This window comes from Streptomyces sp. NPDC001137, assembly GCF_040298885.1.
Classification (GTDB): Bacteria; Actinomycetota; Actinomycetes; order Streptomycetales; family Streptomycetaceae; genus Streptomyces.
The window spans coordinates 105,120-120,326 of the sequence record NZ_JBEPBA010000002.1 but is presented as its reverse complement, the minus strand read 5'-3'; the positions used below and the strand labels follow the sequence as shown (position 1 = coordinate 120,326).

The following is a 15,207-nucleotide window of genomic DNA, read 5'->3' as shown; positions in this document are numbered from 1 at the left end:
AGTGGGCAGGACACAGATCGGCAACAACCCGGAAATCAACAAACTGTTCAAGCCCCTTACGGTCTCGTGCTGTTCGGATGTCCCCCTCCCCCGCCGCCGCTCTGGAGTGCCCATGGCCACGCCCACCCCCGTCCATCCCGTCGACGAGGTCCCACCCGTACGGCAGTTGGCCGCCTTCGGTCTGCAGCACGTGCTCGCGATGTACGCGGGCGCGGTGGCGGTGCCGCTGATCGTGGGCGGTGCGATGAAGCTGTCGCCCGCGGACCTGGCGTACCTGATCACGGCTGATCTGCTGGTGTGCGGCATCGCCACGCTCATCCAGTGCGTGGGCTTCTGGCGCTTCGGGGTGCGGCTGCCGATCATGCAGGGCTGTACCTTCGCCGCCGTGTCGCCGATGGTGCTGATCGGGACGACGGGCGGCGGGCTGCCCGCGATCTACGGGTCGGTGATCGTCGCCGGGCTTGCGATCGTGCTGCTCGCTCCGGTCTTCGGCAGGCTGCTGCGCTTCTTCCCGCCGCTGGTCACCGGCACCGTCATCCTGATCATCGGGGTGTCGCTGCTGCCGGTCGCGGGCAACTGGGCCGCGGGCGGCGTCGGTGCCAAGGACTTCGGGGAGCCGAAGAACCTGGGTCTCGCCCTCTTCGTGCTGCTGGTGGTGCTGGGTGTGCAAAGGTTCGCGCCGGCCTTTCTCAGCCGGATCGCGGTGCTGATCGGCATCGCGGTGGGCCTGGCGGTGGCGGTCCCCTTCGGGTTCACGGACTTCAGCGGGGTCGGCGACGCCCACTGGCTGGGCATCAGCACGCCGTTCCACTTCGGGGCGCCCACGTTCCACGCGTCGGCCATCGTTTCGATGCTGGTCGTGGCGCTGGTGACGATGACCGAGACGACCGGCGACCTGATCGCGGTCGGGGAGATGACCGGACGCGGGGTCGAGCCGCGTTCACTGGCGGACGGTCTGCGCGCCGACGGTCTGTCGACCGTGCTGGGCGGCGTCTTCAACACCTTCCCGTACACGGCGTACGCGCAGAACGTGGGCCTCGTCGGAATGACCCGGGTGCGCAGCCGCTGGGTGGTGGCCACCGCGGGCGGCATCCTCGTCCTGCTCGGCCTGCTGCCCAAGCTGGGCGCGGTGGTCGCCGCGATACCCGCACCGGTGCTGGGCGGGGCGGGTCTGGTGATGTTCGGGACGGTGGCCGCGAGCGGCCTCAGGACCCTCGCCCGGGTGGACTTCAAGGACAACCACAACCTCACGGTCGTGGCGGTGTCGGTGGCCGTGGGCATGCTGCCGGTCGGCGTCCCGACGGCCTACGCGAAGTTCCCGGACTGGTTCCAGACGGTGATGAACAGCGGGATCAGCGCGGGCTGCCTGACGGCGATCCTGCTGAACCTGCTCTTCAACCACCTTCCCTCGAAGGGGACTTCAGCCGCCGAGGCGGACGGCCTGCCGAGCGGCGGCGGCGAGCAGGCTGTCGAGCAGCCCCGGGAAGAGATCGTCTAGGTCCTCCCGGCGCAGGCCGTTCATCTTGGCCGTGCCCCGGTAGCACTGCCGGACCACCCCCGCCTCGCGCAGCACCCGGAAGTGGTGCGTCGACGTGGACTTGGTGACCGGCAGGTCGAAGTGCGAACACGTGAGCTCGTCGCGCTCGGCGGCGAGCTCCCGCACGATCTGCAGCCGCATGGGGTCGGAGAGCGCGTGCAGCACGGCCTCCAGCCGGATCTCGGCACGCGCGGGGTGCGGCAGATCACGGCCGGCGGCGGGGGCGGGGGCAGGGGTACTCACGCCGCCCATTGTACGAGAGGCATCGTAGTTTGACATCTCCCGTACTACGATGCCTATCGTACGAGCCGTCCTTCGGTCCCGCGAGAACGGAGCAGCTCCCCATGAGCGCCCTTTTCCAGCCCTTCACCCTGCGCGACGTGACCATCCCGAACCGGGTCTGGATGCCCCCGATGTGCCAGTACTCGGCCGCCCCCGAGGGCCCGGAGACCGGCGCGCCGAACGACTGGCACTTCGCGCACTACGCGGCGCGCGCGGCCGGCGGCACCGGGCTGATCGTCGTCGAGGCCACCGGCGTCTCGCCCGAGGGCCGCATCTCGCCCTACGACCTCGGCATCTGGAACGACACCCAGGTCGAGGCCTTCCGCCGCATCACGCGTTTCCTCGTCTCACAGGGCACGGTGCCGGGAATCCAGCTCGCGCACGCCGGCCGCAAGGCCTCGACCGACCGCCCGTGGAAGGGCGGCGCGCCCGTCGGTGCGGACGCACACGGGTGGCAGGCGCTCGCGCCCAGCGCGGTCGCGTTCGACGAACGTCACGCCGTGCCGACCGAATTGACGACCGAACAGATCCAGGAGGTCGTCGGTCAGTTCGCGGACGCGGCCGGTCGGGCCCTGGCCGCCGGTTTCGAGGTCGCCGAGATCCACGGCGCCCACGGCTATCTGATCAACGAGTTCCTCTCCCCGCACTCCAACCACCGCACCGACGCCTACGGCGGCTCGTACGAGAACCGCACCCGCTTCGCCCTTGAAGTCGTGGACGCCGTACGGGAGGTGTGGCCCGACGACAAGCCGCTGTTCTTCCGCATCTCGGCCACCGACTGGCTGGAGGAGGGAGGCTGGACGGCCGACGACACCGTGCGCTTCGCCGCCGACCTCAAGACCCACGGCATCGACCTCGTCGACGTGTCCACCGGCGGCAACGCGTCGGGCGTCCGCATTCCCGTCGGCCCCGGCTACCAGGTTCCCTTCGCCGCCCGGGTGAAGGCCGAGACGACGATGCCGGTCGCCGCGGTGGGGCTCATCACCGATGCCGAGCAGGCCGAGAAGATCCTCGCCAACGGGGAGGCGGACGCGGTGCTGCTCGGTCGGGAACTGCTGCGCAACCCGTCGTGGGCGCGGCACGCCGCGCGGGAGCTCGGCGGGGATGTGCACGTGCCCGACCAGTACCACCGGTCCGTCTGATCCACCCTCACCGCATCCCGGCCGGCACATGGCGGAGCACGGCCCGCTCCACATGCGGCACCGCTCGCTGGCCGGCCACCGCGACAGCGATCGCCGCGGCGACGCCGGTCCAGGCGAGCGGGCCGAGCGGGGTGCAGCCGAAGAGCCGGCTGACGCCCGGGGTCTCCACAACGGCGAACAGGGCGGCCGCCGAGCCGAGAGCGGTGGCCGCCACCAGCGGGCTGCCTCGGCGGTCGGCCAGTGTCTGGGCGAGCTGAGTGCCGACGAGGGCACACAGCGCCATCGTGGCGGAGCGGCGGCCGGTGCCCGGTGTGAAGCGGCCGAACAGCCAGGCCGTGGTCGCGCCCAGGGTGGTGGTGAGGGCACGGTGGCGGATCTTGCGCATCAGGGGGGCGCCGAGGAGTGAGGTACCCAGTGGCTCGGTCCCTTCGGCGCCGTTCCCGCCGTCCGGCGAGTCGGGGTGCCGCTCCGCCGCCTGCGGGGTCACCGACACCGCCATCGCCGGGAACAGGTCCGTGAGCAGGTTCACCAGCAGCATCTGACGGGTGGACAGGGGGGCCGCGCCCGCCAGCAGCGTGCCCAGGATGCCGAAACCCACCTCGCCCGCGTTGCCGCCGATCAGGATGGTGGTGGCGTCGGCGACGCTGTGCCACAGGGCCCGCCCCTCGGCGACCGCCTCGATGAGGACCGTGAGGTCGTCGACGGTGAGGACGAGGTCGGCCGCGTTGCGGGCGGCCGCCGAGCCGCGGGCGCTGATGCCCACGCCGATGTCGGCGGCGCGGATGGCCGCGGCGTCGTTGGCGCCGTCGCCGACCATCCCGACCACCCGGCCGGCGTCCCGCAGCGCCTCGACCACCTGGAGCTTCTGCTCGGGCGCCACCCGGGCCACGACGCCCATGTCGCGCAGCATCCGGGCGCGCGCCTCCCGGTCCGCGGACGCCAGTTCGTCACCCGTGACCACGCCGGTGTCCTCCGGCCAGCCCAGGTCGGCGGCGATGGCCCGGGCGGTCTGCGGGTGGTCGCCGGTCAGCACGATGGGGCGTACGCCTGCTGCCCGCAAGCCCTGGACCAGGGCGGTGGAGGTGTCACGCGGTACGTCGGCGAACGCGAGCAGCCCGGTGAACTCCAGGTCCTCCAGGGGCTGTTCGATGATCTCCGACGCCTGGTCCGCGCTGTCGAGGCGGCGCCGGGCCACGGCCAGTACGCGCAGTCCGTCGCGGGCGAGGGCCTGCGCCGCGTCCGAGGCTTCCGGGGACAGGCCAGGGCAGGCGAGGAGCACGGTCTCCGGGGCACCCTTGACGACGAATTGGGGGGCGCCGTCCTCCGCCCTGCCGACGGCGGCGGCATATCCGCGGCCGGCCTCGAAGGGGAGTCCCACGGTCTGGGTCCACTGCTCGTCGGGGGGCGCCGCGTCCAGGACGGCCTCGTCGGTGGCGTGCACGGGCCGTTCCGTGCCGCCGTTCAGCCGGGGGCACGCGCGGGCCGCGGTCCGCAGCGTCGTGTCGACCGCCTCGTCGTCCGGCGCGTGGGCGGTGCCGCCCGCGTCGCTCACCCGCACCAGGCGCAGCCGGTTCTCGGTGAGGGTGCCCGTCTTGTCGAAACAGATGGTGTCCATCCGCCCCAGCGCCTCCAGGGTGCGCGGGGTGCGGACGAGGACGCCGCGGCTGCTGAGGCGCCGGGCGGCCGCCATCTGCGCCACGGTGGCGACCAGCGGCAGTCCTTCGGGGACGGCGGCCACGGCCACCGCCACGCCGCCGCTCACCGCACGCCGGACGGGGGTGCCGCGCAGCAGCGATAGTGCGGTCACCGCGGCCCCGCCCGCCAGCGTCAACGGCAGTTCCTTGTTGGTGAGTTCCCGCAGCCTGGCCTGCATCCCGGCGGCCGGCGGCGTGCGGGCGGCGAGGTGGACGGCCCGGGCGGCCTCGGTACGGTCGCCGGTGTCCACCACGACGGCACGGGCCCGCCCGGCCACCAGGGTGGTGCCCTCGAACACCATGCAGTGCCGGTCCGGCACAGCGGCGTGCGGTGTCGGGTCGGTGCCCTTGTCGGCCGGCAGTGACTCTCCCGTGAGCGCGGACTCGTCCACCTCCAGGCCGTCCGCCCACAGGAGGCGCGCATCGGCGGGTACGACGTCGTCGGCCCGGAGCTCGATCACATCACCCGGCGTGAGCTTGGCGGCGTCGACGAGGCGCGGCTCGGCCGACGTCTCCTCGTCCGAGACCCGTGCCTTCGGCTTCTGTTCGGCCAGCAGCTTGGACAGGGCTCGCTCGGCCCGCAGCCGCTGGACGCCGCCCACGAGGGCGTTGAGATCGAGCGCGCCGACCACCAGCAGGGCGTCCACGACGGAGCCGAGGATCGCCTCGGCGGCCGAGCCGACCGCCAGCACCGGGGTCAGCGGATCGTCGAGTTCGCGGCGCACGGCCCGGGCGAGCTCCAGGGGCCCGCGGACCGGCGCCAGCAGGGGTTGCCGGCCCAGGGTGCGGATCGCCGTGCGCGCCCGGTCCGTGAGCTGCTCGGCGAAGTCCGGCTCCGGTGCCGTCTCGTGCTCCAGCCGGTCGCGCACCTCGGCGGGCCGCAGTTCGTGCCAGGCCACGCGCGGCCGGGGGTGCGGCGCGCGGGCCGCCGCCACCGCGAGGGCCGCTCGGGCCCCGCTCAGCAGGGCCCAGGCCGCGCTCACGTCGACCGGTGTGTGCCGCAGGCCCGGCCAGGGGGTGGGGCGTCCGCGCCGGGACTCGCCGATGGCCACGAGGAGCCCGGACAGCGTGGCACCGGACCGTGCGAGGGTCTGCGACCTGCGGCCCACCGCGCGCGCGGCCGGGACCGCGGTCAGCAGCCGCCACACGTCGACGAGGCCGTGCAGGGCCAGGACGTCCGCGTCCCACAGGACGGCGCTGTCGCCGTCGCTGACGGCGAGGGCCACGTCTCCGGCGAGCAGCCCGGTCAGGACGTCGTCGTCGTAGGCCGTCGGCCGGGCGACCGTGACGACGACGGCGCCCTCGTCCCGCAGTGCGTTCACCACCTCGGGGAGCGGCCGCTCGGCGCTCACCACCTGGTCGACGAGGCTCGTGAAGTCGGCCAGGGCCGGGTCGTCCACCATCACCACCCGCAGCCGGGCGCGTCGTGCCACGTCCAGTACGGCCTCGGCCCACGGGTCGGCGCCCTCGCCCGGGGCCCGCAGCGCGCTCGGGTGCAGGACGACCGTGTCGGCCATCTCCAGCTGCCGCAGCCGTTCCGTGTCCCGCACCAGCACGCCCGCGCGGGACAGCGCGCCGCTCAGGACGGCGTGGAAGGCGGCGGGCCCGTAGCGCGCGGCCTTGGGGGAGCCCGCGAGCACCGCCTCCGCCGCCTCCCTGCCGTCGTGCTTGACCAGCAGCATGGCGGCGGCGCCGAGCACGCTGCCGGTCTCCGCCTTCTCGGCGTACTCCTGGGCCGGGGAGGTGCGCAGCGGCGGCCGCGGACAGCGGTCACCCGCGGCGACGCTGTCCCGCTCCGGTACGCAGACCTGGTCGTGGACGGCGTCGAACGCAGCCGTGCGGGCCACGGTCTCGGCGAGCTGGAGGGCACGCAGCGCGCCGTCGAGGACCAGAGGTGTCGGGGTGCGGCCCGCGCCGTGTGCGGCCGCGCTGGCGACGGCCAGCGCCAGGTCCATGCGGGACCGACCGATTCGGGACCGCAGCCAGCCGCGGAAGCGGGGGTTCTCCCGCGCCATGGTGACCAGCGCGGTCACCGCCCGCGGCGAGGTGGGCAGCCGCAGGCCGTAGCCGATCAGCGCGGCCGCTATGCCCGCCCCGTCGACCGCGAGCGCGGTCGCCGCGGCCCGTACACCGGCGGGGTCGGCCGGGTGCGGGACGTCGTCGACCGTCTCGTCGGTCTGCGCCAGACCGTGCCGGGCCGCGAGTTCGGCCGCCTTCTCCACGACGCGGTCGGTGAGGGCTTCCTCGGTCGCGGTCACCACGAGCCGTCGCAGTCCGCCGTCCCAGTAGGCGAGGGCCACGTCCGGCCGCTCGGCCAGGGCTTTGGCGACCCGGCGCGCCGCATGCTCCGCGCCGCCCGCCCGCCGTATCCGGTCCGGCTCGGCGGGTCGCAGCGCGAGGTGCGCCCGGGATCCGGCCCGCCAGGGATGCGGGGTGAGCGGCAGCGCGTTGCGGGCGACCCGTGCGACGCGCACGGCGGCGTCCGCACCTCGTATCCCGGCCCGTGCCGTGCCCGCGACCGCTCCGGCGGCGACACCCACCGCGGGAGCCGCTCCTGAGGCGAGCAGGCGGGGGCCGGCCGACACAATGCCGATGGCGGTGTTCGCCGGGCGCGTGAGCAGTTGCAGAACCATCTCTCACCCTCAGCCGGTCGTGCCGCTGCGGCGGGCCGTCGAGCCGGTGCGTGCGGTGGACTCGCCGCGACCGGCGGACGTCGTCCTCTGACCGGTGGACTCACCGGCCGGACCGGTGGGTTTCGCGTTCGGTCCCGTGGGTTTCCCGGCCGACGCCGTCGACTTCTTGGTCTGTGCCGCGGTCGCCTTGCCGCGGGTGCCGTACGGGGTGCGCCCGCTCCCGGTGGATGTGCTCTGCTGGTCCTGCGGTTGCGGCTGGGTCAGCCGGGCCATGGCTGCTCCGGTCAGGGCGACCGGCCACTCGACGACACCGGCGACGCCGAGCAGCCCGGCTCCGGTGTACACGGCGATCCGGCGCCCTTGCGGTGAGACGGCTCCGATCCACTCCACGGCTCCTTCGGTGGCCCTGGTGACGGCTCCCGCACCGGGCACCCTGCGCAGTGCCGAGGCCGCGGTCCGCAACGGCTCGAGCAGAGCCGTCGACGCTTGCTGCGTGTCCATAGCTCTCTTCACCTCGTACGACGTCGCCGTTCGCGTGCGCACCGGGTTCCCGCGAAACGCGACGTCACCCGCCCTCCGGGTGCCGAAATGACATTCCTGCCGGACGGCGCTTCGTACGGCCGCCGCGATGTCAGGTTCCGGTCGAGCCGGCGCCGATCGACCGGGCGATCTCCCCCTGGTACGCCGCGTAGGCGGCACGCAGCGTCGCGCCCGGCCAGTCGGAGGGGAGCAGTTCGGACGGCAGCACGGGGTCGGCGAGCAGATGGCGGACGACCGCGGCGAAGGCGGTGAAGCGGTCGGCGGGGAGGCGTGCCTCGGCCACATGGGCGAGCAGGGACCGGGCGGTGGCGGCCCAGGCGTCCAAGGGCCACAGCCGCACGGCCAGTTCACGCGCGGGCCGGTCGGGGCGGGCGGTGTAGGACTGGGCCACCTGCTCCAGGTCGTCCGGCAGGGGGCGGCTGAGGTTGGCGGGGCGCAGCCAGACGCCCTCGCGCAGTTCGGCCAGGCGCAGGGCGGTCAAGCGGGTGCGCAGGTCGGCGCGTTCGGCGGGGCCGCGGCCCGTCGCCGTGATCACCACCATCTCCCAGTCGCCGTCCCATGCGCGCGTGCGGGCCTCCACCGCCTCGTCCTGCCGGCGCTGGCGGGCCAGCAGGCGGTCGCTGAGCCGGTAGACGGCGTCGGTGCGCCGCAGGTCACCGGCGGCCACCATCCGGCTGAGCGCGGCACGCAGCGTGGAGCCACCGACGCCGAAGGGCTCCACCGCACGGACGAGCTCCTTCACCGGAAGCTCCGGCGGATGCGTGCCCAGCAACAGGCTCAGCACGACCGACCGCGCGGACAGCGGCGGCAGGTCGACCTCGCCGGGCTGCGCCGCCATGTTCATCCGCATGGGCAGGTACTGTACGTGCACCCACCTTGTTGCATCATTGCTGCGGTCGCAGAAAAGGTGCAACATGGCCGCATGGTCTCGACACCCGCGCCCGCGCAGCCCCGCCGGCAGTACGCCACGCACGACGTCACCAACCAGCCGCCCGCCCTGACGCCGTACGACGCCTCCGAGGACACGGCTCTGCTGGAGGGGTTGCGCCGGGAGGGCGCCGGATGGGCCGAGGAGGACGTCCGGCGGCTCGGTCTGCGGGCCGGCAGCGCCGAGGCGCAGGAGTGGGCCGAGCAGGCCAACGTCCACCAGCCGGTGCTGCGCACGCACGACCGCTACGGCAACCGCGTCGACGAGGTCGACTTCCACCCCAGCTGGCACCATCTGATGCGGGCCGCCGTCGCCGAGGGCCTGGCCGCCACACCGTGGGCCGAGGACCGGCCCGGCGCCCATGTCGCGCGCACCGCGGGCGGGCTGGTGTGGGGACACACCGACGCCGGGCACGGCTGCCCCACCTCGATGACGTACGCGGCCGTACCTGCCCTGCGCGCCCAGCCCGAGCTCGCGAAGCTCTACGAACCCCTGCTGACCAGCCGGGAGTACGAGCCGGGGCTGCGGGTGCCGACCGAGAAACGCGGTCTGCTCGCCGGCATGGGGATGACCGAGAAGCAGGGCGGCTCAGACGTCCGTACGAACACGACCACGGCGTGGCCGACCGCCGAGCCGGGCGTGTATCAGCTGCGCGGGCACAAGTGGTTCACGTCGGCGCCGATGTGCGATGTCTTCCTGGTGCTCGCGCAGGCTCCGGAGGGCCTGTCGTGCTTCCTGGTGCCGCGGATACTGCCGGACGGGAGCCGCAACACCTTCCGCATCCAGCGGCTCAAGGACAAGCTGGGCAACCGGTCCAACGCCTCCTCGGAACCGGAGTTCGACGGGACGGTGGGCTGGCTGGTGGGGCCGGAGGGGCGCGGGGTCAAGACGATCATCGAGATGGTCAACTGCACCCGGCTCGACTGCGTGATGATGTCGGCGACGCTGATGCGCAAGACGCTCGTCGAGGCGGGACACCATGCGCGCCACCGCAGCGCGTTCGGGGCCCGGCTTGTCGACCAGCCGCTGATGCGCAACGTGCTGGCGGACCTGGCGCTGGAGTCGGAGGCCGCGACGACGCTCACCCTGCGGCTGGCGGGCGCCGCGGACCGGGCGGTGCGCGGGGACGCGGGCGAGGCCGCGTTCCGGCGGATCGCGACCGCCGTCGGCAAGTACTGGGTCACCAAGCGGGGCCCGGCCTTCACGGCGGAGGCCCTGGAGTGCCTCGGCGGCAACGGCTATGTGGAGGAGTCGGGCATGCCCCGCCACTACCGCGAGGCCCCGCTGCTGTCGATCTGGGAGGGCTCCGGGAACGTCAACGCCCTGGATGTCCTGCGGGCGTTGAGGCGTGAGCCCGGCACCGCGCAGGCCCTTTTCGACGAGCTCGCCCTGGCGCGGGGCGCGGACCACCGACTGGACACGGCCGTGGTTCGGCTGGAGGGCCTGCTCACCACCGGATCCGAGTCCGGCGCCCGACGCCTGGTGGAGCTGATGGCGCTGACCCTCCAGGCCTCCCTCCTGGTCCGGCACGCCCCGCCCGCCGTCGCCGACGCCTTCTGCGCGACCCGGCTGGGCGGCGACTGGGGCTACGCCTTCGGCACACTGCCGGACGCCGCCGATCTGGACGCTGTGCTGGAGCGGGCGCTGCCGGGCGGGAGTTGAACCGCCCGCGGCAGCCGTGGCACGACGGAGGTGCCGTGGGCCGGGCTCCTCGCAGGTGGGACGCCGCCGCGCTGCGGGACGAGCGGGTGAACCCCGGCCGAATTCTGGCTCTTCCTCCGGTCAGGAACCGGTCAGGAACGCCGTCGCGGTCCGCCGGCCTGCTTAGGATCATTCGGCGCCGACTCGTTCGTACGACTTCCAGGAGGGCCGGCATGCCCGACACCGCATCCGGTCCACCCGCTCCCCGGACCCGGCCGCGCACCGCGCTGCTCGCGGCTGGTGCCCTGGCGGCAGCGGCTGCGGTGACGGCCGGGGTGCTGGCCGCCGGCGGCTCCGGCGGGGGACGGCAGCAGACGAGACCGGCCGACGGTCTGCTGCACACCACCGTCGAGGTCACGTCCGCCGCCTGTGGCCGCGGCTGGACCCGTCCCGAACCCGGCCGTCAGGTCTTCGAGCTGCACAACACCTCCGGCTCGGCGGCCGAGGTCTACCTGACGGATGCGAGGACTGGCGCGGTCTACGGAGAGGTCGAAGGACTGGCCCCGGGCACCGAGCGCCCGATACGGGTGACGCTCGGCAGGGGCTCGTACGCCTTCAAGTGCCTGCCCGACGACGCCGACGCCGTCACCGGTCCCACCGTGCACATAACCGGCGGCAACGTGCGGAGCGGTCCGGCCGCCGTCCCGGTGACCCAGCAGCAGCTCATCCCGCCCACGCTCGCCTACCAGAAGTGGATCGGGGCCCGCACGGTCGAGCTGGCGGACAGGACCGACGTGCTGCGCGACGCCATCGACCGCGGGGACCTCTCGGCGGCCCGCGCCGCCTGGCTTCCCGCGCACCTCGTGTACGAGCGGATGGGCGCGGCCTACGGCACCTTCGGTGACGCGGACTCGGCGATCAACGGGACCACGGCGGGACTGTCCGGCGGGGTGCACGACCCTGGCTTCACGGGGTTCCACCGGGTCGAGTACGGGCTGTGGCACGGCGAGTCCGCGAGCAGCCTGCGCGGCCCGGCGGCCCGGCTCGCCAAGGCCGTGCACACCTTGCGTGACAGCTGGCCCGACCAGCGGATGGATCCGGCCGACGTCGGTCTGCGCGCGCACGAGATCGTGGAGAACACGGTGCAGTTCGAGCTGACGGGCCGTACCGACTACGGCAGCGGCACCAATCTGGCCACCGCCCGCGCCAACCTCGACGGCACCCGCGTGCTGCTCGGTTACCTGCGCCCGCTGCTGACGACCCGCGACAAGGGCCTGTCCGGCCTGGACTCCTGGATGGCCCGAGCCCGGCACACGCTCGACGGAGGCGAGCACGACGGCCACTGGACACCGCCGGCCCGACTCCCCCGCCCGCAACGGGAGAAGATCGACGCGGACCTGGGCGAACTGGCCGAGCGCCTCGCCGCCGTGGCCACCCTCACCGACGTACGGAGGACCGCGTGACCCCGCCACCGGACCTCGCACGCCGCGGACTCCTCGCCGCCACGGCCGCCGTGGCCGGGGCCGGGCTTGTGGCCGCCGATCGGCAGGGTGTCTCCGCGTCCGGGACGGGCCGCGAGAGTGCGCGGGTGGCCTTTCACGGGCGGCACCAGGCGGGCATCGTCACTCCGGCGCAGCGGGCCACGGCGTTCGTGGCCTTCGACGCGACCGCGGAGAACCGGGGCGAACTGGCGGACCTTTTGCGCACGTTGACGGACCGGGCCCGGTTCCTGACCTCCGGCGGCAGCCCGGAGGAGCTGGGCATCACCGGGCCGCCCGCAGACTCCGGCACCCTCGGCCCGGACGTCCCCGCGGACGCCCTGACCGTCACCGTGGGCGTCGGCGCCTCGCTCTTCGACGACCGTTACGGCCTGGGCTCGCGCAGACCGCACCGGCTCACCGCCATGCCGTCGTTCCCCGACGACGACCTGGATGCCGCCTGGTGCCACGGCGATCTGAGTGTGCAGTTGTGCGCCGCCAACCAGGACACGGTGCTGCACGCCCTGCGCGACCTCACCCGGCACACCCGCGGTGGCATGCAGGTGCGCTGGCGCATGGACGGCTTCATCAGCCCGCCCCGCCCTTCGGGCACACCCCGCAACCACATGGGGTTCAAGGACGGCATCGCCAACCCCGACCGGAGCGACGCCCGGGCGATGGACCGCCTGGTGTGGGTGGGCAGCGGCTCGGGTGAGCCCGAATGGGCCGTCGGCGGGAGCTATCAGGTCGTACGGCTGATCCGCATGCTGGTGGAGTTCTGGGACCGGGTCTCGATCACCGAGCAGGAGCGGATGTTCGGCCGCGCCCGGGACACCGGCGCACCCCTGGACGGACGACACGAGGCCGACACCCCCAACTACCCGCAGGACCCGCAGGGCGATGTGATCCCCCTGGACAGCCACATCCGGCGGGCCAATCCGCGCACCGCTGCCACCGAGGACCAGCGCATCCTGCGCCGCGGCTACAACTACGACCGCGGTACGGACAGCAACGGCAACCTCGACATGGGCCTGCTGTTCTGCTGCTACCAGCAGGACCTCGCCCGCCAGTTCGAGACGGTGCAGAAGCGGCTGGCCGGCGAGCCGCTGGTCGACTACATCACCCCGTTCGGCGGCGGCTACTTCTTCGCGCTGCCCGGTGTCCGGGACGGCTCCGACTGGCTGGGGCGCAGCCTGCTGGCCTGATCCCGCCCTTGCGATTCCGGTCAAGAGCACGCCAAAAGACAATGAGCATTTCCTGACCGAACATTCGCTGACGCGTCATTGCCACTCCCCCGTCCCGCCGCCACCATTGCCCAGGATCCAGCTGTAGATGTCATGGCCACCGATCCCGTGGCAGTGGATTCGGATTCGGTGGAATGCAGTGGAATTCGGTGCTCCCGGAAGGCGAGACAGCATGATCGGCACAGGTAGAACCCCAAGGGTGCGGCGGCAGTTGACGCGCATGGGCGCCCTGCTCGGTGCGGCCGCCCTGGCGAGCGCGGGCGGTGCCGTATCCGCCTCGGCGGCCTCCGGCGCTCAGGGCCTGTCCGGCGGACGGACCGCGACCCCGATCAAGCACCTGGTGGTGATCTACGACGAGAACATCTCGTTCGACCACTACTTCGCCACCTATCCGAAGGCCGCCAACACCGACGGCACCAAGTTCAAGGCGGCGGCGCACACCCCGAAGGCCGACAACCTCCTCAACGCCGGGCTGCTGAAGAACAACCCGAACCTCTACAAGCCCAAGCGGCTGGCCAGTTCGCAGGCCATGACCTGCGACCAGAACCACTCCTACGGCCCCGAGCAGTACGCGGCCGTCGGCGGCAAGGCCGACAAGTACGTCGAGAACACCGAGGTCAACAAGTGCAGCGGGCTCTTCGGCGAGCCCGGCCTGGTGATGGACTACTACGACGGCAACACCGTCACGGCGCTGTGGAACTACGCCCAGCACTATGCGCTGAACGACAAGTCGTTCAGCTCGGTCTACGGGCCCTCCACACCCGGCGCGCTCAACCTGATCTCCGGCCAGACGCACGGCGTGATCTCCGTCGACCCGGCCTCCGGCACGGAGAACCCGAAGCGGACCTCGAAGCCGGACCCGTACACGGTCCTCTCCCCCGACGCCAAGGGTGTCGGCACGCTGGTCAACGACCCGGACCCCGCCTTCGACGACTGCTCGGACAAGGACCACACGGCGGCCAACGCGCTGGCGGCCATGCAGGGCAAGAACATCGGTGACCTGCTCAACTCCAAGGGTGTGAGCTGGGGCTGGTTCCAGGGCGGCTTCCGGCCCAGCACCGCCTGGGACGGCAAGCAGGGCGACTACGCCAAGTGCGGCGGCACCACCCACGCCAACATCGGCGGCGCGGCCTCGGTGGACTACAGCCCGCACCACTCGCCGTTCGAGTACTACAGGTCGACGTCCAACCCGCACCACCTGGCCCCCAAGAGCGTCGCCGAGATCGGACACGCCGGGCGGGCCAACCACAACTACGACCTGACGGACTTCGACGCGGCCCTGAAGGCCGGCCGCCTGCCCGCGGTCAGCTTCCTGAAGGCCGCCGAGTACCAGGACGGTCACGCCGGCTACTCGGACCCGATCGACGAGCAGCACTTCCTGGTCAAGGAGATCAACGCGCTGCAGCAGTCGCCGCAGTGGAAGTCCACCGCGGTCGTCGTCGCCTACGACGACTCCGACGGCTGGTACGACCACGTGGCCGCCAAGGTGCTCAACGGCTCCAAGGACTCCACGGCCGGCTCCAACGGCAAGGCCCTGGACAGCCCTGCCTGCCAGTCCGGCCCGGCTGCGGCCGGCGGCTACGCGGACCGCTGCGGCCCCGGCACCCGTCAGCCGCTGCTGGTCATCTCCCCCTACAGCAAGGTCAATTCGATCGACCACACCGCCACCGAGCAGGCGTCGATCACCCGCTTCATCGAGAACAACTGGCACACCGGCCGCATCGGTGACGCCTCCTTCGACCGGCGCTCCGGCTCCCTGAGCGGGCTGTTCGACTTCAAGCACCCCAACAACAAGCAGGTGCTGCTGAACACGGACGGCTCGGTCAAGTCCGTCAAGGGCATCCCGCACCACAGCGGGACGGCCACCACCGCCTCCGCCCACGGCGTCTACCCGCCCTATGTGCAGGACCTCAAGGCGCAGAACGTCGCCGACACCGGCTCGGCCTCCCCGGCACTGCCGATAGCCCTCGCCGCGGGTCTGCTCACCGCCGGCGCCACCGGCACCGCGTTCGCCCTGCACCGCCGCAAGCGGCGCGTCGGGCACGCAGTCCACTAGAAGAGTCTGTCTTGGACGGTCCGCCGGGACCT

Annotated in this window: 10 protein-coding genes; 6 read left to right on the top strand and 4 right to left on the bottom strand. The window is 72.8% G+C overall.

Translation table 11 applies throughout. The features are described 5' to 3' along the window. Nucleotides 1-112: 112 nt before the first annotated feature. Nucleotides 113-1,498, top strand: a complete 1,386-nt coding sequence (locus ABT254_RS03530) for a nucleobase:cation symporter-2 family protein (protein WP_351463058.1) — start codon at nucleotides 113-115, stop codon at nucleotides 1,496-1,498. On the opposite strand, the gene ABT254_RS03525 is transcribed toward ABT254_RS03530, so the two are convergent. Then, nucleotides 1,421-1,780 carry an ArsR/SmtB family transcription factor gene (locus ABT254_RS03525; RefSeq protein WP_351463056.1) on the bottom strand — a complete coding sequence of 120 codons (360 nt, stop codon included), beginning with the start codon at nucleotides 1,778-1,780 and terminating at the stop codon, nucleotides 1,421-1,423. The two genes, ABT254_RS03530 and ABT254_RS03525, sit on opposite strands and share 78 nt — an antisense overlap. A 101-nt stretch (nucleotides 1,781-1,881) precedes the next feature. Here ABT254_RS03525 and ABT254_RS03520 point away from each other — a divergent pair, with 101 nt between their 5' ends. Continuing rightward, nucleotides 1,882-2,961 carry an NADH:flavin oxidoreductase/NADH oxidase gene (locus ABT254_RS03520; protein WP_351463054.1) on the top strand — a complete coding sequence of 360 codons (1,080 nt, stop codon included), beginning with the start codon at nucleotides 1,882-1,884 and terminating at the stop codon, nucleotides 2,959-2,961. A gap of 7 nt (nucleotides 2,962-2,968) precedes the next feature. Here the strand turns inward: ABT254_RS03520 and ABT254_RS03515 are convergent, their stop codons facing one another. The 3 genes from ABT254_RS03515 to ABT254_RS03505 all read right to left on the bottom strand — a co-directional run bounded on the left by ABT254_RS03515 (nucleotide 2,969) and on the right by ABT254_RS03505 (nucleotide 8,678). Continuing rightward, on the bottom strand, nucleotides 2,969-7,288 hold the full coding sequence (locus tag ABT254_RS03515) for a cation-translocating P-type ATPase (protein WP_351463052.1): 4,320 nt from the start codon (nucleotides 7,286-7,288) through the stop codon (nucleotides 2,969-2,971). A gap of 9 nt (nucleotides 7,289-7,297) precedes the next feature. Then, nucleotides 7,298-7,789, bottom strand: a complete 492-nt coding sequence (locus ABT254_RS03510) for a hypothetical protein (protein ID WP_351463050.1) — start codon at nucleotides 7,787-7,789, stop codon at nucleotides 7,298-7,300. Between the two features lie 130 nt (nucleotides 7,790-7,919). Further along, on the bottom strand, nucleotides 7,920-8,678 hold the full coding sequence (locus ABT254_RS03505; protein WP_351463048.1) for a PaaX family transcriptional regulator C-terminal domain-containing protein: 759 nt from the start codon (nucleotides 8,676-8,678) through the stop codon (nucleotides 7,920-7,922). Between the two features lie 72 nt (nucleotides 8,679-8,750). Between ABT254_RS03505 and ABT254_RS03500 the strand changes: the two genes are divergently transcribed. The 4 genes from ABT254_RS03500 (at nucleotide 8,751) to ABT254_RS03485 (ending at nucleotide 15,175) form a co-directional block, all read left to right on the top strand. After that, nucleotides 8,751-10,418: a DNA alkylation response protein gene (locus tag ABT254_RS03500; RefSeq protein WP_351463047.1), complete on the top strand. Its 1,668-nt coding sequence runs from the start codon at nucleotides 8,751-8,753 to the stop codon at nucleotides 10,416-10,418. A gap of 212 nt (nucleotides 10,419-10,630) precedes the next feature. Then, on the top strand, nucleotides 10,631-11,860 hold the full coding sequence (locus tag ABT254_RS03495) for an EfeM/EfeO family lipoprotein (RefSeq protein ID WP_351463045.1): 1,230 nt from the start codon (nucleotides 10,631-10,633) through the stop codon (nucleotides 11,858-11,860). Then, entirely contained in the window at nucleotides 11,857-13,080 is a 1,224-nt protein-coding gene (gene efeB / locus ABT254_RS03490) for an iron uptake transporter deferrochelatase/peroxidase subunit (protein WP_351463043.1), read from the top strand. The genes ABT254_RS03495 and efeB overlap by 4 nt, the downstream gene beginning before the upstream one ends. 211 nt (nucleotides 13,081-13,291) lie before the next feature. Next, on the top strand, nucleotides 13,292-15,175 hold the full coding sequence (locus ABT254_RS03485; RefSeq protein WP_351463041.1) for a phospholipase C: 1,884 nt from the start codon (nucleotides 13,292-13,294) through the stop codon (nucleotides 15,173-15,175). The last annotated feature ends 32 nt before the right edge of the window (nucleotides 15,176-15,207 follow it).

Bases quoted from the DNA above. Each gene is read 5' to 3' on its own strand.
- ABT254_RS03485 (WP_351463041.1), top strand. From the start codon at position 13,292: ATGATCGGCACAGGTAGAACCCCAAGGGTGCGGCGGCAGTTGACGCGC.
- ABT254_RS03500 (WP_351463047.1), top strand. From the start codon at position 8,751: ATGGTCTCGACACCCGCGCCCGCGCAGCCCCGCCGGCAGTACGCCACG.
- ABT254_RS03505 (WP_351463048.1), bottom strand. From the start codon at position 8,678: ATGCGGATGAACATGGCGGCGCAGCCCGGCGAGGTCGACCTGCCGCCG.
- ABT254_RS03520 (WP_351463054.1), top strand. From the start codon at position 1,882: ATGAGCGCCCTTTTCCAGCCCTTCACCCTGCGCGACGTGACCATCCCG.
- ABT254_RS03515 (WP_351463052.1), bottom strand. From the start codon at position 7,288: ATGGTTCTGCAACTGCTCACGCGCCCGGCGAACACCGCCATCGGCATT.
- ABT254_RS03510 (WP_351463050.1), bottom strand. From the start codon at position 7,789: ATGGACACGCAGCAAGCGTCGACGGCTCTGCTCGAGCCGTTGCGGACC.
- ABT254_RS03495 (WP_351463045.1), top strand. From the start codon at position 10,631: ATGCCCGACACCGCATCCGGTCCACCCGCTCCCCGGACCCGGCCGCGC.
- ABT254_RS03530 (WP_351463058.1), top strand. From the start codon at position 113: ATGGCCACGCCCACCCCCGTCCATCCCGTCGACGAGGTCCCACCCGTA.